Annotated in this window: 21 protein-coding genes; 7 read left to right on the top strand and 14 right to left on the bottom strand. The window is 67.9% G+C overall.

Going from position 1 to position 24,374, the window contains the following annotated elements:
* Positions 1–57 precede the first annotated feature (57 nt).
* The 8 genes from P0Y50_07250 to P0Y50_07215 all read right to left on the bottom strand — a co-directional run bounded on the left by P0Y50_07250 (position 58) and on the right by P0Y50_07215 (position 9,295).
* Positions 58–1,479: an ATP-binding protein gene (locus P0Y50_07250; GenBank protein WEK41395.1), complete on the bottom strand. Its 1,422-nt coding sequence runs from the start codon at positions 1,477–1,479 to the stop codon at positions 58–60.
* A gap of 133 nt (positions 1,480–1,612) precedes the next feature.
* Complete coding sequence (locus tag P0Y50_07245; protein ID WEK41394.1) at positions 1,613–2,284, bottom strand: response regulator transcription factor; 672 nt, start codon at positions 2,282–2,284, stop codon at positions 1,613–1,615.
* Positions 2,285–2,368: 84 nt separating this feature from the next.
* Complete coding sequence (locus P0Y50_07240) at positions 2,369–3,907, bottom strand: Do family serine endopeptidase (GenBank protein ID WEK41393.1); 1,539 nt, start codon at positions 3,905–3,907, stop codon at positions 2,369–2,371.
* Between the two features lie 107 nt (positions 3,908–4,014).
* Complete coding sequence (locus tag P0Y50_07235) at positions 4,015–4,521, bottom strand: cytochrome c-type biogenesis protein CcmH (protein WEK41392.1); 507 nt, start codon at positions 4,519–4,521, stop codon at positions 4,015–4,017.
* On the bottom strand, positions 4,518–6,506 hold the full coding sequence (locus P0Y50_07230) for a heme lyase CcmF/NrfE family subunit (GenBank protein WEK41391.1): 1,989 nt from the start codon (positions 6,504–6,506) through the stop codon (positions 4,518–4,520). Before P0Y50_07230 ends, P0Y50_07235 begins: the two co-directional genes overlap by 4 nt.
* Positions 6,503–6,997 carry a cytochrome c maturation protein CcmE gene (gene ccmE, locus P0Y50_07225; GenBank protein ID WEK41390.1) on the bottom strand — a complete coding sequence of 165 codons (495 nt, stop codon included), beginning with the start codon at positions 6,995–6,997 and terminating at the stop codon, positions 6,503–6,505. The genes P0Y50_07230 and ccmE overlap by 4 nt, the downstream gene beginning before the upstream one ends.
* Before the next feature lie 58 nt (positions 6,998–7,055).
* The gene (gene ccmI, locus P0Y50_07220; protein ID WEK41389.1) at positions 7,056–7,874 is read right to left on the bottom strand and encodes a c-type cytochrome biogenesis protein CcmI; all 819 of its coding nucleotides are present in this window, start codon (positions 7,872–7,874) and stop codon (positions 7,056–7,058) included.
* A gap of 68 nt (positions 7,875–7,942) precedes the next feature.
* On the bottom strand, positions 7,943–9,295 hold the full coding sequence (locus tag P0Y50_07215) for a hypothetical protein (protein ID WEK41388.1): 1,353 nt from the start codon (positions 9,293–9,295) through the stop codon (positions 7,943–7,945).
* Positions 9,296–9,454: 159 nt separating this feature from the next.
* Here P0Y50_07215 and P0Y50_07210 point away from each other — a divergent pair, with 159 nt between their 5' ends.
* From P0Y50_07210 to P0Y50_07190, 5 genes are read left to right on the top strand one after another with little or no spacing between them, the layout of a single operon-like run.
* The gene (locus P0Y50_07210; protein WEK41387.1) at positions 9,455–10,387 is read left to right on the top strand and encodes an ABC transporter ATP-binding protein; all 933 of its coding nucleotides are present in this window, start codon (positions 9,455–9,457) and stop codon (positions 10,385–10,387) included.
* Positions 10,384–11,151, top strand: coding sequence for an ABC transporter permease (locus tag P0Y50_07205; GenBank protein ID WEK41386.1), 768 nt, complete (start codon positions 10,384–10,386; stop codon positions 11,149–11,151). Before P0Y50_07210 ends, P0Y50_07205 begins: the two co-directional genes overlap by 4 nt.
* Positions 11,152–11,192: 41 nt before the next feature.
* Positions 11,193–12,215 (top strand): hypothetical protein, encoded by a 1,023-nt coding sequence (locus tag P0Y50_07200; protein WEK41385.1) that lies wholly within the window; start codon positions 11,193–11,195, stop codon positions 12,213–12,215.
* Positions 12,216–12,269: 54 nt separating this feature from the next.
* The gene (gene tldD / locus P0Y50_07195; GenBank protein WEK41384.1) at positions 12,270–13,700 is read left to right on the top strand and encodes a metalloprotease TldD; all 1,431 of its coding nucleotides are present in this window, start codon (positions 12,270–12,272) and stop codon (positions 13,698–13,700) included.
* Positions 13,701–13,759: 59 nt separating this feature from the next.
* Positions 13,760–14,065 carry a hypothetical protein gene (locus P0Y50_07190; GenBank protein WEK41383.1) on the top strand — a complete coding sequence of 102 codons (306 nt, stop codon included), beginning with the start codon at positions 13,760–13,762 and terminating at the stop codon, positions 14,063–14,065.
* Positions 14,066–14,083: 18 nt separating this feature from the next.
* Here P0Y50_07190 and P0Y50_07185 read toward each other — a convergent pair whose 3' ends face one another.
* Complete coding sequence (locus tag P0Y50_07185; GenBank protein ID WEK41540.1) at positions 14,084–14,992, bottom strand: TraB/GumN family protein; 909 nt, start codon at positions 14,990–14,992, stop codon at positions 14,084–14,086.
* A gap of 181 nt (positions 14,993–15,173) precedes the next feature.
* Between P0Y50_07185 and P0Y50_07180 the strand changes: the two genes are divergently transcribed.
* Entirely contained in the window at positions 15,174–17,243 is a 2,070-nt protein-coding gene (locus tag P0Y50_07180; protein WEK41382.1) for a TonB-dependent receptor plug domain-containing protein, read from the top strand.
* Between the two features lie 76 nt (positions 17,244–17,319).
* Here P0Y50_07180 and P0Y50_07175 read toward each other — a convergent pair whose 3' ends face one another.
* A complete protein-coding gene (locus P0Y50_07175) occupies positions 17,320–19,251 on the bottom strand; it encodes an oligopeptide:H+ symporter (GenBank protein WEK41381.1) in 1,932 nt (643 codons plus the stop codon).
* Between the two features lie 285 nt (positions 19,252–19,536).
* On the opposite strand from P0Y50_07175, the gene P0Y50_07170 reads away from it, so the two are divergent.
* Positions 19,537–20,685 carry an N-acetyltransferase gene (locus P0Y50_07170; protein WEK41380.1) on the top strand — a complete coding sequence of 383 codons (1,149 nt, stop codon included), beginning with the start codon at positions 19,537–19,539 and terminating at the stop codon, positions 20,683–20,685.
* Here P0Y50_07170 and mscL read toward each other — a convergent pair whose 3' ends face one another.
* The 4 genes from mscL to cmk form a co-directional block, all read right to left on the bottom strand.
* Positions 20,686–21,105, bottom strand: coding sequence for a large-conductance mechanosensitive channel protein MscL (gene mscL, locus P0Y50_07165; protein WEK41379.1), 420 nt, complete (start codon positions 21,103–21,105; stop codon positions 20,686–20,688).
* A gap of 31 nt (positions 21,106–21,136) precedes the next feature.
* Positions 21,137–21,427 carry an integration host factor subunit beta gene (locus P0Y50_07160; GenBank protein ID WEK41378.1) on the bottom strand — a complete coding sequence of 97 codons (291 nt, stop codon included), beginning with the start codon at positions 21,425–21,427 and terminating at the stop codon, positions 21,137–21,139.
* 219 nt (positions 21,428–21,646) lie between these two features.
* Entirely contained in the window at positions 21,647–23,350 is a 1,704-nt protein-coding gene (gene rpsA, locus P0Y50_07155; protein ID WEK41377.1) for a 30S ribosomal protein S1, read from the bottom strand.
* Positions 23,351–23,551: 201 nt separating this feature from the next.
* Complete coding sequence (gene cmk / locus P0Y50_07150) at positions 23,552–24,196, bottom strand: (d)CMP kinase (protein WEK41376.1); 645 nt, start codon at positions 24,194–24,196, stop codon at positions 23,552–23,554.
* Positions 24,197–24,374: the final 178 nt, after the last annotated feature.

Genomic DNA, 24,374 nt, shown 5'->3' with positions numbered 1-24,374 from the left:
GCGCGCCCAAAGACCTGGGTCCCGGCTTTCGCCGGGATGAGCGGAAATGAGGGGGAATCAGGTCGAGGCCGAGGCTGGCGGCAGCACCAGCGCCACCCGCAGTCCCGGCCCGAACTCACCGTAAGCCCCCGGCCCCTCGTCCAGCACCACGCGACCGCCGTGCGCTTCGGCCACGGCCGTCACCAGCGACAGGCCCAGGCCCGAGCCCGGCTCGGTGCGGCTGTTGTCCAGGCGAACGAACCGCTGGACCACCCGCTCGCGGTCCTCTTCAGGCACGCCCGGCCCGGTGTCGGTGACGGAATATTCGATCTCGCCCGACGACCGCCGACGCGCCCGCAGCTTCACGGCTCCACCTGCCGGCGTATATTTGATGGCGTTGTCGATCAGATTGGCCAGGGCTTGGGCCAGGAAGGGCTGGTTGCCCTCGATCATCAGTCCCCGGTCGATCTCGGCGGAGAAGTCGATGGATTTGTCCTCGGCCGCCGGTTCGTAAAGCTCGGCCATGTCGGCGGCCAGATCGGCCGCGTCCATCACCTTCGGATCGGGCGCGCCCCCCGCCTGCAGCCGTGCGATGGCCAGAACGGTATTGAAAGTCTTCAGCAGATGATCCGCTTCGTCCAGCGCGATGCCCAGGGCGTCGACGCCGTCGATCTTGCCCGCCTCGGCGTCGATCAGCGCCACCTCCAGCTTGGCGCGCATCCGCGTCAGCGGCGACCGCAGGTCGTGGGCGATGGCGTCGCCGGCATGCCGGATCGAGGCCATCGACGCCTCCAGCCGGTCCAGCATGGTGTTCAACCCCTGGCCCAGTTCGTCCAGTTCGTCGCCCGAATGGCGAACCAGCGCCCGCTGCTTCAGATCGCCCTCCTGCACGGCCTGCACGACCTGGTTCAGCCCGGCCATCGACTGCTCCACCCGCCGGCTGATGTAGAGGCCGCCCGCCAGGCCCAGCAGCATGACCAGGGCCATGGCGCCCCACAGCGCCTGGGTCAGGCGGGCCAGATAGGCCTCGATGCCGCCGATGTCCTCGCCCACGAACAGGGTGTCGCCCCCGGCCAGAGGCAGGACCACGCCGATGGAGCGCCGGTTCTGAACCCGCCCCTCGTCGTCGGTGCTGGTCAGGCGAAAGGTGCTCCATTCGCCCTTGCCGACCTGGGGCGGCTCCTTCAGGTCGAACGGCATGACCGACAGATTGCCGGTGACGATCTTTCCGTCCGGCCCGGTCAGCAGATACAGATAGGGGCCGCCGCGAATGGTGCGTTCGACCAGCGCCTGGTTCAGGGCGTCGATGCCGCGCGTGCGATGGATGGCGGTCAGGGCCCCCAGTTCGCCCTCCACGTCCGCCCTCGCCCGCCCCTGCGCCTCCGACGCCGAGGCGAAATAGACATAGGCCAGGATCGCCCCCGCCGCCGCCACGAACAGCGCCAGGAACAGCAGCGTCAGCCGAAACGGCGTGCGGCGAAGGACGGAGGGGAGGCGCATGGCTTTTAGTGGCGCGTGATTAGTGGCGAGTGACGAGTGGGCGCAGGAGAGCACTTACGATTGGACACCGCTCACCTCTCGCCGCCGAATTTCATCCTCGTCACTCGCCACTAACCACGCACCACTCCGAACTTCACGCCTCCAACCGATACCCCGCGCCGCGCACGGTCTGCAGCATGGCCTTGTCGAAGCCCTTGTCGATCTTGGAGCGCAGGCGGCTGATGTGGACGTCGATGACGTTGGTCTGGGGGTCGAAATGATATTCCCAGACCTTTTCCAGCAGCATGGTGCGCGTCACCGACTGGCCGGCGTGGCGCATCAGGAACTCCAGCAGTTGGAACTCGCGCGGCTGAAGGTCGATCTCGGTCGTTCCGCGATGCACGGTGCGGCCGATCAGGTTCATCTCCAGGTCGCCGACCTTCAGCACGGTCTGCACCCCGCCCGTCTCGCGCCGACGCGCCAAAGCCTCGACCCGCGCGATCAGCTCGGCGAAGGCGTAGGGTTTGACCAGGTAGTCGTCGGCGCCGGCCTTCAGGCCCGTCACCCGATCCTCGACCTCGCCGAGCGCCGACAGGAACAGGACCGGCGTCTGATCGCCGCCCTTCCTGACCGTCTCGACCATGCCCACGCCGTCCAGACGCGGCATCATCCGGTCTACCACATAGACGTCGTAACCGCCCTTCTGGGATTCCAGCAGCCCGAAGGCGCCGTCCACCGCATGGGTCACCTCGTGCCCCGCCTCCGACAGGCCCCGCACCATGGCGGTCGCCGCTTCGGCGTCATCCTCGACCACCAGAATCCGCATCGAAACCCCTCCCGGAATCAAAATCGCCGCCGATGTTAGCGCATCGGCGGCGATTGACGAGTTAAGGCTTGGTCAGAATGCCGATCAGTTCTTCGGCAGTTCAAGAACGACGGACGTCGCACCGCCGCGTTGCGTTCTGACCATCAACAATACGCCTGGACGACCCGCAGCGCGCGCGGCGGCGATGGCGCGCTCCAGATCGGCCGCCGACGTCACGACCTGATTATTGGCGCGCTGGATCACCGCTCCGGCGGGAATGCCGAGTTCGGCCGCCTTTGAGCCTGACACAGTTTCGTTCACCACCACGCCCTGAGCCTCGGCTGGCAAGCCCAGACGTTGGCGGATCGCTGGATTAAGCGGCCCGACCTTCATGCCTTCCACGGTCGCGCCTGTGGGCGCGCCTGGCATCTGCGTGCTGCGGTTCTCGCCAGATGCCGCCGCCAATTCTTCTTCGGATGGCCGCTTGGCCGCGCGAATGTTGATCTCCTGGCGCCGACCGTCACGAATAACGGTGAGACGCACATTCTGTCCGGCCTCCGTCGCGGCGACCATACGACGCAGTTCGGTCGATCCGTCGATGTCACGACCATTGACCTGAACCACGACGTCACCGACCTGAACTCCAGCCTTCTGAGCGGGCCCGTCAGCCGTCACCTCGCCCACGTAGGCGCCCTTGGTGTTGGCGGGAAGGGCGAGCGCTTCCACTGCGCCCTTGGGAATATCCTGAATGGACACACCCACGTATCCACGCTCGATCGTCTGGCCCTGCATCAGGCGCGTCGTGACGTTCTTGGCCGTCTCGGCCGGAATGGCGAAGCCGATGCCGACCGATCCGCCGGTGGGCGAATAGATGGCCGAGTTCACGCCGATGACGCGGCCGTAGATGTCGAAGGTCGGGCCGCCCGAGTTACCCCGGTTGATGGCCGCGTCGATCTGGATGTAGTCGTTGTAGCCCGACGGATCGATATCGCGCGCCTTGGCCGAGACGATGCCCGCCGTGGCGGTGCCGCCCAGGCCGAAGGGGTTGCCGATGGCGATGACCCAGTCGCCCACGCGGGGCTGGGCCGTCTCTTCGAAGCTGACGTATTTGAAGTCGTTGCCCTCGACCTTGATCACCGCCAGGTCGGTGCCGGCGTCGCGGCCGATCAGGCGGGCCGGCAGCTCGCGGCCGTCCGACATCTTGACCTTGATCTCGGTCGCGTCGGCGACGACGTGGTTGTTGGTGACGATGAACCCGTCCTGAGAGATGAAGAAGCCCGAACCGGCCCCTTGCGTCGTCTGCGGCTCGTCATCGCCGCCCCGACCGCCGCGGCCTTGCGGCGGCACGAACTGGAACGGCAGGCCGGGAATGGTGAAGGCGCCGCCCTGGGGCTGATCCACCTTGACCGTCACGTCGATCTGAACGACGGCCGGGGCCACCTGTTCGAAGATGGTCGCGAAACTGCTGGGCGCGCCGGGAGGGGGCGTGAAGGCGTCGCCATTGGCCGGGACCGGGGTGATGCGGTTGACCGCCTGGGGTTCGGCATGCGCGCCGGGCCAGTTGATCACGCCGCCGGCGGTCGCCGCCGCCGCCAGGGTCAGGCCGGCCGCGGCCCCGAGAATGAACTCCTTGCGCTTCAGCATCGTGGTCCTTGCGATCCTCTGTCCAACGCCAGACGGGCGCCGGTTTCGCGATTGATATAGGCCGGAAGGCGTTTGCGCCAATGCCGACGTTCGATGGTTGATCCCGACTAAAGCCCGTCGTGAGGCGAGGTTGCGTCAGGATCGCGGCGAAGCTTCTCATTTCGTAGAACTTCGTCCAGGCGCCGTTCCTCGTCGGGCGTCAGGCCGGGCGCCTCGGCGGGCCTGCGCCTGGCGCGCAGCACCAGAAGGATCCCGGCCAGCACGACCAGGGCGAACGGTCCGAACCACAACAGCCAGGTTCCCGCCCGCACCGGCGGGGTGAACAGCACATAGTCGCCGAACCGGCGCACCAGATCGTCGCGCACCGCCTGGTCCGTGGCGCCCGCCGCGATCTCCTCGCGAATCAGGCGGCGCATGTCGCCCGCGACGCCCGCCGGGCTGTCGGCGATGGCCTCGTGCTGACAGACGACGCAGCGAACGTCCTTGAACAGGGCCTGGGCGCGGGCCTCCTGCGCCGCATCGGGAAGGGGCCGGTCGGGCGCGGCAGGCGGCTCGGCCGCCGTCAGCATCAGCGCCAGGATGGGCGCGGCCAGAAGGACGCTCAGACGCCTCATGCCGCCTTGCGCCGTCTTTGACCCACGCCCAGACGCAGCCGTCGATCCATCAGAGACAGCGCCCCGCCCAGGGCCATGATCGCCGGCCCCAGGAAGATCAGCCGCGCCCACGGGTTCCAGTACAGGCGCACCACCCAGGCCGGTTGCTGCGGACTGCCGGCCCGCTCGCCGATCACCACATAGACGTCGTCCAGCCCCCGGAAATCCAGCCCGACCTCGGTGGTGGTCTGGCCGCCGGCGGGGAAGAACCGCCGCTCGGCCGTGACGGTCGTGGCCCGGCCCCGGTCGTCGGCGGGGCGCACGGTCAGCCGCCCCTGTTCGGCCAGATAGTTGGGGCCTTCGACCACGCGGACCTCGTCCAGCGTCACGGTCCACGGGCCCGCCGACACGCTCTGGCCGATGCTGAGCGACCGCGCCGCCTCGGCCTTGAACCCCGTCTCGACCACCGCGCCTAGGATGAAGACCCCCACCCCCAGATGGGCCAGGGTCATGCCCCAGGCGCCCAGCGGCAGCCCCTTCGTCCGTCGCCAGATTTCAGCGCCGGGCGCGCGGAACAGGCGGATGCGCTCGGCGACCTCGGCCAGCGATCCCGCGATCAACCACGCCCCGACGGCGACCCCGATGGCGGCCAGGGCCTTTCTGGGCTCCCACAGGGCATAGGCGGCCAGGGCCGACAGGATGGCCACGCCGCCCGCCACGGCCAGCCTCTGCATCGCGCCGGGCAGATCGCCGCGCTTCCACGCCAACAACGGCCCGGCCGGCAGGATCAGGAAGGCGACCATCATCAAGGGCGTGAAGGTGGCGGCGAAATAGGGCGGGCCGACCGAGATGGTCGCGCCGGACGCGGCCTCCAGGATCAGGGGATACAGGGTGCCCAGCAGAACCGTCGCGGCGGCGGCGGTCAGGAACAGGTTGTTCAGCACCAGCGCGCCCTCGCGGCTGATCGGCGCGAACAGGCCCCCGCCCTTCAACTGCGGCGCGCGCCAGGCGAACAGGGCGAAGGCCGCGCCGGCCGTCACGCCCAGTATGGCCAGCAGCATCATCCCCCGTTGGGGATCGACGGCGAAGGCATGAACGCTGGTCAGCACGCCCGAGCGCACCAGGAACGCCCCCAGCATGGAGAAGGTGAAGGCCAGAAGCGCCAGGAACACGGTCCAGCCCGCCAACGCCCCGCGCCGCTCCGTCACCACCGCGCTGTGCAGCAAGGCCGCGCCCGCCAGCCAGGGCATGAATGACGCATTCTCGACCGGGTCCCAGAACCACCAACCGCCCCAGCCCAGCTCATAATAAGCCCAGAACGATCCCAGGGTTATGCCGACCGTCAGCAGGGCCCAGCTGGCCAGGGCCCAGGGCCGCACCCAGCGCCCCCATGCGGGCCAGAAGGCCGTCTGCGCCCGCCCCTCGATCAGGGCCGCCACCGCCAGCGAGAAACAGACCGAAAACCCGACATAGCCCGCATAGAGCAGCGGCGGATGCACCGCCAGCGCCGGGTCCTGCAGCAGGGGGTTCAGCGACGCGCCCTGGAACGGCGCGGGGTCCAGACGGGTGAAGGGGCTGGAGGTGAAGACGGCGAAGGCCAAAAACAGCGACCCCAGCGCCCCCTGAACCGCCACCGCTGACGCCTTCAGCCCGAACGGCAGCCCGCGCGCCCGCGCCAACGCCCCGCCGAACACGGTCAGCACCAGACACCACAGGAGAAGCGAGCCTTCATGGCTGCCCCAGGCGCCCGCCACCTTGTACAGCATCGGCTTGTCGGTGTGGCTGTTGGCCGCCACGTTCGAGACCGAGAAGTCGGATGTGACGAAGGCGTAGATCAGGGCCGCGAAACTGAGAACGACCGCCGCCGCCGCCGCCAGTGCGGCGCCCTGGGCCGCGCCGGCCAGCACCGGACTGCGCCGCACGCGACCGGCCGCAGATAGCGCCGTCTGAAGGATGGACAGCGCCAGCGCCAGCGCCAGGGCGAAGGCCCCGAATTCGGCGATCATGAGGGCATGGTCTGGCTGACGGCCGCTGCCGTCGGCGTCGCCTCCGGCCGCCATTCGCCTTTTTTCTTCAGGCGGTCGGCGACCTCGCGCGGCATATAGTTCTCGTCGTGCTTGGCCAGGACCTGACTGGCGTGGAAGGTGCGGTCTGCGCCGAACGCCCCCTGCGCCACGATCCCCTGCCCTTCGCGGAACAGGTCGGGCAGGTCGCCGTGGTAGACGACGCGGGTCACGCCCACATTGTCGGTGACGGAAAAGGCCACCAAGCCGTCGTCCGACCTGTGCACGCTGCCGACCTCGACCAGGCCGCCCAGGCGGATGTTGCGCCCTTCCGGCGCCTTGTCGGCGGTGGCTTCGGACGGGGAATAGAAGAAGGTCACGCTGTCCTGCATCGCCCACAGCGACAGGCCGACCGCCAACGCCAGGATCGGCGCGACGGCGGCGACGACCCACAGGCGACGACGGGCCTTTGGCGATCTGGGCAGCCAGCTCATGCGACGGACCTTTTCGGTTCGACGCCGTATAGCCCCGGCGCCGGGCGCGACCAATGCGTCATTGCGGCCTCGCCTCGGGCAGGCGGCGTTCCAGATCCTGGCGGCGCGGATCGGCGGGATCGAGAGCCGCGATCAGGGGCGTCCACAGGTCGCGGGCCGCCGTCCGGTCGCCGCGCCGCAAGGCCGCCTCGCCCAAAAAGAAGCGCGCGCCCAGCTGATCGGGGTCCAGGGTCAGCGCCTGGCGGAAGGCCGCCTCGGCGTCGCCGCCGATCTGGTTGTCGTTGGCGACCACCAGGCTTTCGCCCAGCCGCGCCCAGGCCTGGGCGTCCTTGGGGTCCAGGTCGATCAGGCGGCGAAAGGCCGAGGCCGCCCCCAGCGGATCGTCGGCGGCGAAGCGCGCGGCGCCCAGCATGGCCAGGGCCTGACGATCGCCGGGCCGCTCCTTGGCGACGCGGGCGGTCACCGCCGCCAGCTGCGCCGGCTCCAGCCCGTTCAGATCGGCCGACCAGGCATCCACGCGCCGCTCATAACCCTGGTCCGGCAGACCCGGCGCCCCGGTCGCGACATAGAGCCCCAGCGCCGCCGCGACCGTCACGCCGATCCCGCCCAACACCCACAGCCGATCCCTGACGCCCGCGACAGGCGCCGCCGTCGCCGTCAGAGCCAGAAGCCGTCGGCCCGCCTCGGCCCGCGCCGCCGAATGGGCGGCCTCGTCCAGAAGGCCCCGCGCTTTCAGCCGGTCCAGCTCCTCGATCTCGCGCGCTCCAGCCTGCGTCTCGACGTCCGCCGCGGGTTCGGCCCCGCGCCGTGCGCCGGCCAGCACCAAAAGGGCGGCCAGGGCCGCCGCCAGTCCCGTCATCATCCAGAAGGCGATCATGATTCAGGGGTCTAGCCGATCAATGGGCGTCGGGCGAGACGCCTTTCATCGCCCCCCTCCGCCCGGCCTTACGCCAGACGGGCGGTCTCCGCCGTCGCCGCGCGCCGGCGAACCGCTCGGGCCGCCTCCAGCGCCTCGATCAGCGTCAGGAAACGCGCCGCGATCCCGATCAGCCGCAGCGCCTGGTCCGGGTTTTCGACCTCGCCGTCCGCCATGCCGTCCAGCGCTTCATTGGCCCAGGTGGTCAGATAGTCGGTCATCTCGGTCTTCAGGGCCGCGCGGTCGGCCTCGCAACCGAATGTGACCGCCGCCCCCCGCAGGGCCGCCGCCGCCGCAAGCAGGGCCGCCGCCGCCTCGATCGGCTCGCCGTCCGCCGGCGCCTCCAGCCAGGGCGACATCCGGGTCATGCGGCCGGCGATGGCGCGGCGCTTCATCGGCAAGGCGGCGTGAACCGCCGCCGCCGTCGATTTCATCAGGCCGGACAGCTGGCCCGACACCTGCACCCGCGCCATCCGCGCCGTCTTGCCCCAGCTGGAGTCCGGCCGAATCTGCAGCGTGAGGTCCATCTCGGCCAGGACCCCGGCGCACCAGCCGACCTGATCCACCACCGCCCGCATGGCGTCCTCGGACAAGGAAGACCGCAGCGCCGCCATCCCCTGCACCCGCGTCTGGACCGAGGCCAGCAGCCGCTCGACGAAGACGCCCATGTCCGAATGGCTCAGCGTCACCTCGCGGTCGGCCAGGCGGCTGGTGCGCGTCACCACCCTCAGCATCCGCTCGGCGTCCGCCACATGGGCGAACAGAATATCGATCATCCGCCGCCCGCCGTCCGGCGCCACGACCAGACAGTCCTGGATCAGCAGGCGCAGGCCCGCCAGCTGGTTGTCGTCCGGCCGCTCCAGCCAGACCGACAGGCGCGGCAGGGCCGTCCGGGCCAGCGGGGTCAGGTCGAAACATCCCGCCAGCTCGGCCGGGGTGGAAGGGGGCGCCCCGTCCGGCGGGCGCTGGAACTCCGGCCAGACGTCGCGGGGCCGGTCACGCAGCACCGCCGCCGCCCGCGCGCACAGCCGATCCGCCGCCAGGGTCCATTCGCCGTCGACCGTCGCCGCCCCGTCCAGCAAGGGCAGAAAGGCCTCCTCGCCGATCACCGCCTCCCGCCAGACACGCGCCAGCACCACGGGCGGAAAGGTCAGGGCCGGCACGCCGTCGGCGCGAGCCTGAAATAGGGGCAGCAGGGGCGCAAAGGCGGTGGCGCGCCGGGCGCGATCGCGCGCCTGCTCGCCCACGATGACCGCCAGCTCCGCCGCCTTTTCGCCCGGCAGGGCCGCGACCGCCCCGCCCAGCTGCGCCAGCGACGCATCGGGACAGGCCTCGACGACCGCCGTCAGGGCGGCGCGGTGGGCGGGGGACAGGGACGGCACGCTAAGCTCCCGTCGAAATCAGGCACAGGCGGCCACGGTGAGCCAATCGGGTTAACAACGGCTTGGCGAACGCATCCGCCCCTTGAGTGCGGGCGGCGGAACGCCATATTGCCGCCACATCCGGCAAGCGCCCATGCGCCTGCCGCGCCAGGAGACTGTATGCCCGTTATCCAGATCGAAGACCTGACAAAGACCTACAAGTCGGGGCTTCAGGCGTTGAAACGTATCGACCTGAGCATCGAAAAGGGCGAAATCTTCGCCCTTCTGGGACCGAACGGGGCGGGCAAGACCACCCTGATCTCCATCATCTGCGGCATCGTCACCCCCTCGACAGGCACGGTGATCGCCGACGGTCATGACATCCAGACCGACTTCCGCGCCGCCCGCACCAAGATCGGCCTGGTGCCGCAGGAGCTGACCACCGACGCCTTCGAGACGGTCATGGCCACCGTCACCTTCAGTCGGGGCCTGTTCGGCAAGGCGCCGAACCCGGCCTTCATCGAGCAACTGCTGCGCGACCTGTCGCTGTGGGACAAGCGCGACGCCAAGCTGCGCACCCTGTCCGGCGGCATGAAGCGGCGCGTGATGATCGCCAAGGCCCTCAGCCACGAACCGGACATCCTGTTCCTGGACGAGCCGACGGCCGGTGTGGACGTGGAGCTGCGCCGCGACATGTGGGCGATGGTCCGACGCCTGCGCGAACGCGGCGTCACCATCATCCTGACCACCCACTATATCGAGGAGGCCGAGGAGATGGCCGACCGGATCGGGGTGATCCTGAAGGGAGAGCTGATCCTGGTCGAGGAAAAGACGGCCCTGATGAAGAAGCTGGGCAAGAAGACCCTGACGCTGAACCTGGTCGATTCACTGGACGCCCTGCCCGCCGAACTGTCCGACTGGGATCTGACGCTGAAGACCGGCGGAGGCGAGCTGGAATACAGTTTCGACGCCAATGCCGAGGATACCGGCGTGCCCTCGCTGATCCGACGGCTGGAGGGTCTGAACATCGGCTTCAAGGACCTGAACACCCGCCAGAGCTCGCTGGAAGACATCTTCGTCAGCCTGGTCCATACGAACGGAACCGCCGCATGACCTTCAATGCCTACGGCGTCTGGGCCATCTATCGCTTCGAAATGGCCCGCGCGCTGCGCACCATCTGGCAAAGCATCGTCACGCCCGTCATCACCACCGCCCTGTATTTCGTCGTCTTCGGCGGCGCCATCGGCAGCCGGATGCAGGAGGTCGGCGGCGTGCCCTATGGCGCCTTCATCGTGCCGGGCCTGATCATGCTCAGCCTGTTCACCCAGTCGATCTTCAACGCTTCGTTCGGCATCTATTTTCCCAAATTCACCGGCACCATCTACGAAATCCTGTCCGCGCCCGTGTCGTCGCTGGAGATCGTTCTGGCCTATGTCGGGGCGGCGGCGACCAAGTCGGCGGCGCTGGGGCTGATCATCCTGGCCACGGCGGCCTTCTTCGTACCGCTGCAGATTCTGCATCCGGTCTGGATGATGACCTTCCTGATCCTGATCTCGGTGACCTTCAGCCTGTTCGGCTTCATCATCGGGGTCTGGGCCGACGGGTTCGAGCAGTTGCAGATGATCCCCATGCTGATCGTGACGCCGCTGACCTTCCTGGGCGGCGCCTTCTATTCCATCGACATGTTGCCTGAGGGTTGGCGCACCGTGACCCTGTTCAATCCGGTGGTCTATCTGATCTCGGGCTTCCGCTGGGCCTTCTACGGCCAGGGGGATGTGGCGATCGGCGTCAGCGTGGCGGCGACCCTGGGCTTCTTCGCCGTCTGCCTGGCCATCGTCATGTGGATGTTTAAAACCGGCTACCGGCTCAAGAACTGAACCGTCACGAAACGGGCCAGATCGCCAGCGATTGAGAAACCATGTCCGACGACCAGAAGACCCCGCCCGAACCCTTCGCCCGCAAGCCGGCGCAGTGGGGTCGCATGCCCGCGACGACCTTCCACGTCGGCCCTGTTCCGGTCGCGCCCAATCCGCTGGACCGCATTCCCAATCCGCCGCCGCGCAAGCCGTCCCCGCAACAGCAGCAGGGTTCGATCCAGACCCGGAGCCTTGCGTCCGGCGTGGCGCCGGTTGCCGGTCAGTCGCCTGCACAGGGTCGAGGACCGACGCCCCGTCCCGCGCCGCGCCCGCAAACCGGAAGCATCCTGGGCGGATCGCTGATCCCCACCGCGCGTCCGGTCCCGGCCGCAACGCCTCAGCCCGTGTCGCAAACCACGCCATCGCCAGACGCCGATCTGACCGTGCGTCCGCTGCCAGGGCCGCCGACCGCGCCTGCGCCTGCGCCGAAGCCGATCGAGACCCCGCCCGTCGCGGCCGATCCCATCGTCGCCGCGCCTGCGCCCCAGGCGACGCCCGGTTTCGCCCGGGCTCCGGCCAGGCGGTCGCGCCTGCCGCTCTACGTCGGCGCAGGCGTCGCCGCCCTGCTGGCGATTGGGGGCGGCCTGTGGTTCACCCTACGGCCCACACCGTCGGCCGTATCGGGCGAGACGGCCGCCGCGCGTCATGACGTCCCGCTGACCGCTCCCCCCGCTGAGACCGTCCCGACGGGCGCAGCGGCCGTCGTTCAGGCTGAAACCCCGGCGCGCGGGCCCCTTTCGCCCGCCCCAGCCCCCGTTAAGGCCCAGACCTCTCCGACCCCGGCCGCCCCCACGACGGCGACGGCGACGGCGAGCGCTCAACCTCGTCCAGCGACCGCTGCGCCGCGCCAACCGGCGCCCGTTGCGGCTCAGCCTGTCACGGCAAAGGCCGCGCCCGCCCCGACGGTCACGACCGAGCCGCTGGTGATCGTCCCGACCACGCCGACGTCCGCCCCGACCGCCGCCCGTCCATCGACCAGCGATCCCGACGCCCCCGTCGTAACCCGGCCCCAAAGGCTGGACTGATCCTTTCGCGCGCGGGCAGGTGACGAAGCGGCTTGCAACCCCTACCTAGCGTCCATGACCGTTTCCGCCTCCCCGCCGCCCCTCCTTGACGCCGCCGGCGTCGACGTCGACGAAGCCCTGTCCATCCTGAAGACGGCCCTGACGGGGGCCGACGATGGCGAACTGTTCCTGGAGCGCTCCGAGAGCGAGAGCCTGGTGTTCGACGATGGGCGGCTGAAGTCCGCCGCCTATGACGCCACCGAGGGGTTCGGCCTGCGTGTCGTGGCGGGCGAGACCGCCGGATACGCCCACGCCAACGAGATTTCGACCGCCGCCCTGCGCCGCGCCGCCGACAGCGCCGCCCTGGCCAAGCAGGGCCACGAGGCGCGCGTCGCCGGCGCCCCCCGCGCCACCAACCAGAAACTGTATGGCGAGATCGACCCCCTCGCCTCGCCCGCCTTCTCGGACAAGATAGCACTGTTGGCCGAGATCGACGCCTGGGCGCGGGCGCGCGATCCGCGCGTGGTCCAGGTGTCCGCCTCCCTGATCGGTGAGCGACGGGCCATCGAGATTCTGCGCGCCGACGACCGGGCCGTGCGCGACATCCGCCCGCTGGTCCGGCTGAACGTCTCGGTCACCGTCGAGCAGAACGGGAAGCGCGAAAGCGCCTCGTCCGGCGCGGGCGGCCGCGCGGGCTTCGAGGAATGGGTCGCCCCCGACCGCTGGCAGGCCCAGGTGGACGAGGCCCTGCGCCAGGCCCTGGTCAATCTGGACGCCATCGACTGTCCGGCGGGCGAGATGGACGTGGTGCTGGGCGCGGGCTGGCCCGGCGTGCTGCTGCACGAAGCCATCGGCCACGGCTTCGAGGGCGACTTCCACAGGAAGGGTTCATCCGTCTTCAACGGCATGATGGGCAAGCGCGTCGCCGCGCCGGGCGTGACCGTGGTGGACGACGGCTCCATCGCGGGACGCAGAGGTTCTCTGTCCGTCGACGACGAGGGCACCCCGACCGGCCGAACCGTCCTGATCGAGGACGGCATCATGGTCGGCCTGATGCATGACCGGCTGTCGGCGCGTCAGATGGGCGTCGCCGCCACAGGCAACGGCCGTCGCCAGTCCTTCGCCCATATGCCCATGCCGCGCATGACCAACACCTTCATGGAGGCGGGCCGGGACAGCCGCTCCGACATGATCGCCAATACGAAACGCGGTCTTTACGCCGCCAACTTCTCGGGCGGTCAGGTGGACATCACCAACGGCAAGTTCGTGTTCCAGTGCAATGAAGCCTATCTGATCGAGGACGGGGTCATCACCGCCCCCGTGCGCGGCGCCACCCTGATCGGCGACGGGGCCACGGCCCTGACCCGGATCCAGATGATCGGAGACGATTTCGCCTTCGATCCCGGCGTGGGCGTCTGCGGCAAGGCGGGCCAGGGCGTGCCGGTCGGCATCGGCCAGCCCAGCCTGAAGATCGGCGGCCTGACTGTCGGCGGCACGGCCGTCTGAGCCAGCGGAACCGTATCGCGACGCAGGGTGTTTCCCCGCCACACTGGAGAGGAAACACCATGCCCACCGAGCGCACCGTCGAGCATCCCGATGGCCGGGTCGAACGCATCACCGAAACCAACGCCGCCCCCACCACCGTCGTCGAGCGTCGCGGCGGAAGCGGCATGGGCGCCATCGTCGCCCTGATCATCGGCCTCTTGGCCGTTCTGGTGATCGGCTACTTCCTGATGAACATGAACCGCAGCGACGCGGCCAAGGACAACGCCATCGCCGGCGCCGCCGAGAGCGTCGGCAACGCAGCCGACAACATCGGAAACGCGGCCCGCGACGCCGTGCCGGAACGCGCACCGGCGCCGGCCAACTGATCGGTCAGACCCGAAGGATCAGGGCTGGGGCGGGCGCCAATCGGGGCCCATCGGCTCCAGCCCGTCCGCCGTCAGCCGATCCAGCACCCCGTTCGGCTCGGCCAACAGTTTCAAGGGCGCGATGGCGACGGTGACTCCCGGCTCGGCCAGGGATGTGTCCACCGCCGCATTCCAGATTCCACGCAGTCGCTGCCCCTCGCCCATCACCGTCCATAAGGAACAGGCGGTCGAAGCGCGTTCGAGCGGCGAGGCCAGAACAGCGGGTATGCGCCGCAGCCGCCAGTTCTCCGCGCGATCAGCGCCGCTTTCAGGCCCCGCCTCGGCCGCTGTCGCCGCCGCCTCCACGCAGCCCAGATAGGCTTCAGGCGGCGTGGTCAGCACATTGTCGATCAGTTCGTCGCCGCGATAGACGCCCACCGGCTCGGCGGCTTTCTTGTTGGCGCGGGCGGCGCGGCGAACGATGTCGGAGACGGAGCGCACGCGCTGCGCATAGCCGCCATGTTCCATCAGGTCCGCCGACAACATCAAAAAGCTCTTGCGGCTGGGGCCCTCGCCGGTGATCCGTTCGACCCGCGCCTCCAGATCGGGGGACAGATAGTCGGCGCTGGTCCGATCGTTGGGCAGGCGAGTCAGGGTGCGGATCCGCCAGATCACCCGTCCCAGGTCCGCCAGCGACGCCTGCCCCTGCACCGGGAACAGCACCCTGTCGGCGCGCTCGACAGCCGAGACCAGGGCGTCGGTGCGCCATTCCATGTCGCGCGACAAGCCTTCGATGGCCCCCACCAGGATCAGGACGCTGTCGCCGCGTCGCACCTCCCAGATCGGGGCTTCGACGCGCCGGGCGGTGACCACGATGTCTTCCACCGCATCGGCCGAGGCCGGCTCCTGCGCCGTCGCTGCGCCCGCACACAGGGCCGCCGCCGCCATGATAGACAAGAACAGGCAAGAAGAGCGTGCGGTCATTAGGACGATATACGATCTTTTACTGTCCTGCATGTAATGAAATCCCTGTAATGATGTCGCCGATTTAATCCACCTTGCCGCATTGTAACTGGAGATGAAGCAGGCGGATCGGCACACCTCTCGCCAACGAACCGAGGGGAAACCAATGACCAAGACCCTGCTGCTGGCCAGCACCGCCCTGCTCCTGAGCGCCGCCTCCGCCTTCGCCGGCGACGAACCGCAGGTGGCCGAGGCGCCCGTGCCCACCGGCCCGACCAGCCAGGCGCCGCTGGCCGACGCCGCCCAACGCGGGGTGCTGGTGTTCACACCCGACTTCTTCGCGGCCCAGCGCCCCAACACCGCCCTGGACATGGTCAACCGGGTGCCGGGCTTTTCGGTCGATGACGGCTCCGGCGCGCGGGGCTTCGAAGGCGCGGTCGGCAATGTGCTGATCAACAACAACCGCCCGGCGTCCAAGAACGACTCTGGTTCCAACGTGCTGAGCCGGACCCCGGCCGATCAGGTCGAGCGCATCGAACTGATCCGGGGCGGGGCCGCCGGCGTGGACATGCAGGGCTATGCCGTCGTGGTGAACGTGATCCTGAAATCCACCGCAAGCCGCCAGTCGATCCTGACGTGGAACGCGCGAATATTCGCAGGCGGTCACGACGTCTACGGCGGTTCCTATCAGTTCACGGCGCGCAAGGGCGACCGCAGTTGGGGCGTCACCCTGTCCGACGGCACGAGCTCCAGCGATTCCAACGGCGTCGGGCGTTCGGTCCGCACCAATGCGGCGGGCATGGTGATCCGCGACGAGCGGTTCGAAAACGACGGCTGGGGCGGCGGCGACTCGATCCGCGGCAACTACTCCGGCCCTTTGCTCGGCGGCAAGGTCGAAAGCACCGCACGGTTCGGCGTCAACGACTGGCGGCAATGGTCCGAGCTGAGTTCGGACGTCTCCCTGCGCCGCAACGACTACGAAGAAACCAGCCATTCCGGCGAACTGGGCGTGACCTGGACCCGGCCCTTGCGTCCCAAATGGCAGTTGGAAACGCGGTTCATCCATGAATTCAGGTCATTCGACAACACGTCGAACAGCAACGAACGGCTGAACGGCGTGACCGCGCCAGAACAGCAGTTCACCTCCGACGGCGATTCGTCCGAGACCATTCTGCGCGGCCTGATTCGTCACGAACGCTCGCCCGCCCTGACGCTCGAAGCAGGCGGCGAGGTCGCCTACAACATGCTGGATGTCCATCAGGGCTTCACCATCGGCGGCGCGGCCATCGACCTGCCCAGCGCCTCGGTCAAGGTCGAGGAGACGCGCGGAGAGGCCTTCTCCAAGGCCACCTGGCGGCTGAACCCCAAGCTGACGCTGGAAGGCGGCGTGCGGCTGGAGGCGTCCACGATCAAACAGTCGGGCGACGCCGACCAGGAAAAGAGCTTCTTCTTCGCCAAACCGCGCTTCCTGGCCACCTGGACGCCGATGGCCGACAATCAGGTGCGCCTGCGGTTCGAACGCGAGTTGGGCCAGTTGGACTTCGGGGACTTCGCCGCCTCCGCCGACCTGGGCGACAACAACGTCTATGGCGGCAACGTCAATCTGGAGCCGGAGCAACGGTGGATTTCCGAGCTTAGCTACGAGCGCCGCTTCTGGGGTCAGGGCGTGGTCTCCATTGGCCTGCGCCATGACGAGATCATCGACGTCATCGACCGCCTGCCCCTGCCCGAGGGCCTGTCGGCGGTGGGCAACATCGGTGACGGCACGCTGGACCGGCTGTCGCTGAACGTGACCCTGCCGCTGGACAAGCTCGGCGTCTCTGGGGCGCGTTTCACCTTCAGGAATGACTGGAACAAGACCCGCGTCACCGACCCCACGACTGGCGAGGAACGGCCGATCTCGGGCGTGCGCGCCAGCCAGGCCAACGTCGGTTTCGAACAGGACATCACCAGTTGGAAGACCCAATGGGGCATCAACTGGCTGCCGCGCCTGGGCCAGGCGACGTATGGACCGGATCAGATCAGCGCCTGGCGCGGCGCCGACTACATAGAGGCCTTCGCCGAATACAAGCCGACCTCTACCCTGGCGATCCGCGCCCAGCTTAACCTGTGGGATGATTTCACCAGCCGTCGCACCGTGTTCGATTCGCGCAATCCCCGCACCGTCGCCTTCGTCGAAGACCGCACCATCGACCCGCGCACCTTCGTCTCGCTTCGGGTGCGCAAGACCTTCTGATCCCGACAGCAGGCAAGGAAAAAGGGCGGCGTCCGCATGGACGCCGCCCTTCCGTTTGGTCGATCCGCTGTCTGAATCAGCCGACCGTGGAGGTGCGCGGGGCGGCGAGGTTGCCGTCTTCCTGACCGCGATCGTTCAGCGCCGGACCGGGATGGTCGCCGCCGCTGTTGGCCCCATGCGACCAGCCCTTGATGACGAAGCTGATCGCGATGAAGGCGATGCCGATGCCCATGCCCCACAGGCCCAGAAGCTTGAACACTTCCAGCGAGGTCTGAAGCGCCAGACCGGGGTTCAGCACCTGGCCGCCCACGGTCTCCGTCCCCGCCATGCCGGCGATCAGGCCGCCGACATATTGGGCGATGGAGCTGGCCAGGAACCAGACGGCCATCATGAAGCTGACCACCTTGGCCATCGACAGTTTGGTGATCTCCGACAGGCCCACCGGCGACAGGAACAGCTCGCCCGTCGTGTGGAACAGATAGAGCAGACCCAGCAGCAGCAGCGGCATCTGGAAGGCCGAACTGGCCATGCCGGCCCCCCACACCACCACCATGAAGCCCAGTCCGACCTGCAGCAGGCCCAGGCCGAACTTCATCGTCGGATTGGGGTCCAGGTTGCGCTTGGCCAGGAAGGCCCACAGCGCCGCCATGATCGGCGCGAAGATCAGGATGAAGCCCGCGTTGAACGACTGGGTCTGGGCGGCCGTGATGGTCGCGTCGATCCACATGCCGCTGGGCGTGATGCCCGCCGCCGCCAGCTGCGCCGGTGTCCCCACCGTCATGCCCAGGAATTGGAAGGCGTGCGGCGTGATGGACAGATCCACGTTCCGGTCGGCGAACAGGTTAAGCGAAGTGCCGGCCTGTTCGAACAGGGTGAAGAAGACCACCGAGCCGAAGATCAGCACCAGGGCCAGCATCATCCGCTCGCGCTGGGCCTTGCTCTCGCACACCTTGACGATGACATAGAGGATGAACAGCAGCGAGGCGACGGTCGCGGCGGCCAGAACCCAGCCCACCAGGGCGTTGCGCTGAACCATGAACCAGACCACGCCGACGCCCAGGATGCTGGCCAGATAGATCGACCATTCGCGGTTGATCGGGCCCAGCACGGGCTTGTTCAGATTGGCCTCGGCCGGGGGTTCGCCCTTGCCCTGCAACAGGGGTTTGCCCAGCATGAAGACCACCCAGCCCAGGGCCATGCCGACCCCGGCCAGGCCGAAGCCCGCCCACCAGCCGACCGTCTGGCCCAGAAGACCGCACAGGACGGCGGCCCAGAAGGCGCCCAGGTTGATGCCGTAGTAATAGAGGGTGAAGCCGGAATCGCGTCTCGGATCGCCCTGCGGATACAGTTGGCCGACGATGGTTGAGATGTTCGGTTTCAGGAAGCCGACCCCCATGATGATCAGCGAAACGGCCAGATAGAAGACGTTCACGCCCGCCAGATCGCGGGTCGTCTCGATTTTGTAATCGGCGGTCGGAATGACGGCCGGCAGGGTCGAGGCCGCCGGCAGGCCCTGGATGGCCAGGCCGTTCTCGGCGGGTTCGAACTTGTACTTCTGGCCGTCGACGACGATGGAGACGTCACGCGCCGCGCCGCGCCCTTCGGCGTCGATCTGATAGGTCTGGCCGGCATAGGTCAGGGTTTCCGTCGCCGGACGTCCCTCGAAGGCCATCATGCCGTGACCGGCGACCAGCAGCAGAGCGCCGAAGGCCACGGCCTTGCGCGTGCCGATGAAACGGTCGGCCATGATGCCGCCCAGCAGCGGCAGCAGATAGACCAGCGAGGTGTAGGAGCCATAGGTCGACCCCGCCATGGCGTCGTCGAACAGGAAGTGTTGCGTCAGGAAGAAGATCAGGATCCCGCGCATGCCGTAGTAGGAGAACCGCTCCCACATCTCGGCGAAGAACAGGATGATCAGTCCGCGCGGATGGTTCTTGAAGATCTGCATCATGACCGGCACGCCGGTCGCGAAGGTGATGATCAGCCCGAGGGCGACGACGATATTCATCCCGCCACCCCACATCGAAGACCGTTGCCGCGGCGCGTAAGTCGCGCTCCTCCCATGTCCGTTTTTGTCAACGGCTCACTCCTGACTGCTGCGCCCTCACCGGCGCACGAAAGGCGCATAAGCAGCACGGCCGGGAAATTCGAACAAGGGTTAAGGCCGTCATGGGACAGGGTGACGCGAGCGCGCCGGCCAAGCGAACAACCTATGGTTATTCTCTCTGGCGCATTGTCTGCATTGGACTGGTGCGAAAACGGTTGCGGTTTCATTTTGGGAAGGACCGACCTGATGGCTGTTCGGCCTATCGTCAGATCCGATCACGAGGCGCTGAACCGGCTGCACCGCGAGGTGGGCTGGCCCGAACGGTCGCCCGCAGGGTGGCGCTGGCTGGAAGGCAATCCGGCGCGCGAGGCCCTCGGCGCGCCCGCCGGATGGGTGATTGCCGACGCGCATGACCAACCGGCGGCCATGCTGGGCAACTTCGTCCAGAGGTTCCACCACGGGTCGCGGACGCTGTATGGCGCGACGGGCTTTTCGATCATCGTGCCGCCCAGCCGCAAGGGCGCCAGCCGGCCGCTGATTCGGGCGTTCCTGAACCAGCCCGGACTGTTCGCCCGCTACACCTTCAACGCCAATGCGCGTTCGGCGCCCCTGTACGGGCTGTTTAGCCTGAAGCCCTGGCCGGAGCAGACGCACGACCTGAAACTGTCCTGGACGACCGATCGGCTGGCCTGCGCCCAGGGGCGGGTGCTGCGGACGCTGCTGGGTCGCATCTCGGCCGAAACGGCGACCCGGCTGGGCGAGCGACTGATGAACGCCAGGGTGTTCGGCCGCCGCGATCTGGACCTTCCGGCTGGCGTGACGGTTCTGCGCGATCTGTCGGACGCGTCGGCGTACGGCGACTTCTGGACCCGGCTGGCCAGAGAAGATCGCCTGCTGGCGGATCGCAGTCCGGCGACCCTGCGCTGGCGCCTGTCGGACCCTGACCTGACGCTGCCTCCGGTGATGCTGACCTGCGTGCGCGGCGGCGCCGTGGTCGGCCTGGCCATGGGGCAACTCACCAAGACCAGCCTGATTGAACCGCCCTGTCTGGACATCGTCGATCTGATCGCCCTGGACACGGATCAGGACGCCCTGCCCCTGCTGACGCGGGCTCTGATCGCCAATGCGCGGAACCTGGGCGCGGCCAAGGTGCGGCTGCCGATGACAACGCCGCGCCTTCTGGCGGCGCTGGGCGATCTGAGCCAGACCGCGCGGCGCGAGGGCGGCTGGGGTCATTGCCACGCCATCGTGGACGATCCGGCCCTGGCGACCGCCTGGGCGCCGACCCCGTTCGACGGCGACTATGGCATCTGCGCGCGCAATCCGCCCGCGCCGAGCGTGCGTCGCCGCTCGACCGCCCTGGCCGCATCACGCGGCCGGGCGGCCAAGGCCTGATCAGCCGTTCGGCCGGGCCTTCAACTCGTCGCGGATTTCGGTCAGCAGGGCCTCGGTCGCGGTCGGCGCGGCGGGCGCCGGATCGGGCTTGGCCGCTTCCTGGCGACGCATCTTGTTTATCAGCTTCACCATCATGAAGATGACGAAGGCCACGATCACGAACTGGATCAACACATTGATGAAGGCGCCGTATTCGATCACGGCGGGTTCACCGGTCGGATTGGTCGGATTGACCGGCAGGGTGATCTTCAGGTCCGAGAAATTGATCCCGCCGATCAGCCAGCCGATGGGCGGCATGATCACCTGATCGACCAGGCTGGTGACGATCTTGCCGAACGCCCCGCCGATGATCACGCCGACAGCCAGATCAACGACGTTGCCCTTGACCGCGAACTCGCGGAATTCAGTCAGAAGCCCCATACATTATCCCTTTATGTTTAGATCGGCCGGTTCAAGCGTCGCCCGAGGCGTTCAGGCGCTCGCGCAGCTCCTTGCCGCTCTTGAAGAAGGGCACGGCCTTGGCGGGGACTTCGACGGCCTCGCCGGTGCGGGGATTGCGCCCCGCCCGCGCCGGTCGCCCCCGCACCGACAGGGCGCCGAAACCGCGCAGTTCGACCCGGCCGCCATCGGACAGGGCCGTGGTCATGGTGTTCAGAATGGCGTTGACCAGCCGCTCCACCTCCGCATGGGTCAGGTGGGTGTTCTCCATCGCCAGCTTTTCGATCAGCTCGGACTTGATCATCGGCGTCCCCGGTCGGTCGTGAGGACGGGCTGTTTCGCCATCCTCGATCCAGATAGCGCACCCTAACGCCCGACTGGCGTTCTAAAAAGCCCTTATCCGACAAGGACGCAAGCCAACGGCCGGAATTGCGTCCGCTTTCGCACACCGCCGCGCTTTGGACAGAAAAAAGGGCGGCGGGATCGCGCCCGCCGCCCTTCTTCACCGGTTTTCAGACCAGGATTATTCCTTGGAGCCGGCGTTCTTCAACGCGGCGCCCAGGATGTCGCCCAGCGAAGCGCCCGAATCGGACGAGCCGAACTGTTCGATCGCTTCCTGTTCGTCCTTCATCTCCAGCGCCTTGATCGACACCGAGATGCGGCGCGAGGCCTTGTCCACGGCGGTGATCATGGCGTCGACGCGGTCGCCGACCGAGAAACGCTCGGGGCGCTGCTCGTTGCGGTCGCGCGACAGGTCCGACTTGCGGACGAAGGCCGTGACCGGAGCGTCGTCTTCACCGAACTTGACCTCGATGCCGCCCGACTCGATCGACGATACGGTGACGGTGATCTGCTGGCCGCGACGATAGGTGTCGCCCTCGCCGATCGGATCGCCGCCCAGCTGCTTGATGCCCAGCGAGACGCGTTCCTTCTCGACGTCGACGTCCAGGACCTTGGCCTTGACCATTTCGCCCTTGCGGTAACGCTGGATGGCTTCTTCACCCGACACCGACCAGTCCAGGTCGGACAGGTGGACCATGCCGTCGATGTCGTTGTCCAGGCCGATGAACAGGCCGAACTCGGTGGCGTTCTTGACTTCGCCCTCGACGGTCGAACCGATCGGGTGGTTGGCGACGAAGGCGTCCCACGGATTGTCCTGAGCCTGTTTCAGGCCCAGCGAGATGCGGCGCTTGGAGGCGTCGACATCCAGAACCACGACGTCGACTTCCTGCGAGGTCGAGACGATCTTGCCGGGGTGGACGTTCTTCTTGGTCCAGGACATTTCCGAGACGTGCACCAGGCCCTCGACACCGGCTTCCAGCTCCACGAAGGCGCCGTAATCGGTGATGTTGGTGATGCGGCCCGTGTACTTGGCGCCGACCGGATATTTGGCTTCCACGCCGTCCCAGGGGTCCGACTGCAGTTGCTTCATGCCCAGCGAGATGCGCTGGGTGTCCGGGTTGATCTTGACGATCTGCACCTTGACGGTGTCGCCGACGGCCAGCACCTGCGACGGGTGCGAGACGCGCTTCCACGACATGTCGGTGACGTGCAGCAGGCCGTCGATGCCGCCCAGATCGACGAAGGCGCCGTAGTCGGTGATGTTCTTGACGACGCCTTCGCGGACTTCACCCTCTTGCAGCTGGCCGACCAGCTCGGTGCGCTGTTCGGCGCGGGCTTCTTCCAGGATGGCGCGGCGCGAGACGACGATATTGCCGCGCGGACGGTCCATCTTCAGGATGGCGAAGGGCTGTTCCTTGCCCATCAGCGGACCGACGTCGCGGACCGGACGGATATCGACCTGCGAGCCGGGCAGGAAGGCCGAGGCGCCGCCCAGATCGACGGTGAAACCGCCCTTGACGCGGCCGACGATGGCGCCGTTGACCGGCTGGCCCTCGGCGAACACGACTTCCAGACGGGTCCAGGCTTCTTCGCGACGGGCCTTGTCGCGGCTGATGACGGCCTCGCCCAGGGCGTTCTCGACGCGCTCCAGGTAAACCTCGACGTTGTCGCCGACCTTGGGCAGCTTGCCGTCTTCGCCTTGGCCGAATTCGCGCATGGCGATGCGGCCTTCGGTCTTCAGGCCGACGTCGATGATGACGATGTCTTTTTCGATGCCGACGACGCGGCCGTGAACGACCTGGCCTTCGCCGAAGTCGCGGCCCGAGAGTTGTTCGTCGAGCAGCGCCGAGAAGTCGTCGCGCGTGGGGTTGAGAGTATCAGACATGAAGCTCTGGTGTTTCCGGTAGGGCTGAGGCGCGCGACGAAAACGCCGTCCCGCGCGAGGTGAAACCCCTCACGCAACCGATGGCCGCGCGCGAGGCGATTGAGAAGAGATGAAGTCAGGTCGTCGGGATGCGAGGCCGTTCAGAACGATCAAAACGCCCGCGGAAGCCGAGGATGGGAGCGTTGGATTTGCGAGAAACGATCAGAGATCGTGTTTCGCGCGCGCCGCCTCGACGATACGGCGGGCCGCATCGAAGGCCGCCTCTATACCCATGTCGGTCGTATCCAGCAAGACCGCGTCTTGCGCCTGGACCATAGGCGCCGATCCGCGCCCGGCATCCCGATCGTCGCGCCGCTGAATATCGGCCAGCATGTCGTCGAAGGAAATCTCGATCCCGCGCGCCGTCAGCTGTTTCCAGCGGCGCATGGCCCGAACCTCGGGCGCGGCGGTGACGAACAGCTTGGCGGGGGCGTCAGGCGCGATGACCGTGCCGATGTCGCGCCCGTCCAGCACCGCCCCGCCGGCCTGAGCGGCGAACCCCTGCTGCAACTCCAGCAGGGCGGCGCGCACACCGGAAAAGCCCGCGACCCGGCTGGCCGCCTCGCCCGCCTCGCCCGTCGTCAGGCGCGTATCGTCCGACAGCCCCGCCGCATCCAGATCCCGCGCGGCCTGGGTCGCCGCCGCCTCGTCGTCCAGAGAACCGCCGCCTTCCAGCACCCTGGTCCCCACCGCCCGATACAGCAGCCCCGTGTCCAGATGCGGCAGGCCATAGGTCCGGGCCAGACGCGCGGCGATCGTCCCCTTGCCAGAGGCGGCCGGTCCGTCGACGGCGATGATCAGGGTCAAGCAGGTCTCCGCAGCGCAAGTCGCGCTTTTTGAATCGACGTCCCGATTGCACGGGAGGGCGAACCAGATAGCGAGGATCGTCGTATCGATCCAGCCGCGCGGCTCAGGCCCAATCCCTCCAGCGCATCAGGACCAGGACCGCGAACGCCGCAAGGCCCAGCCAGATGAGGCACGCCGC

This window comes from Candidatus Brevundimonas colombiensis (genome assembly GCA_029202665.1).
GTDB lineage: Bacteria > Pseudomonadota > Alphaproteobacteria > Caulobacterales > Caulobacteraceae > Brevundimonas > Brevundimonas colombiensis.
This window is presented reverse-complemented; position numbering and strand designations above follow the sequence as displayed.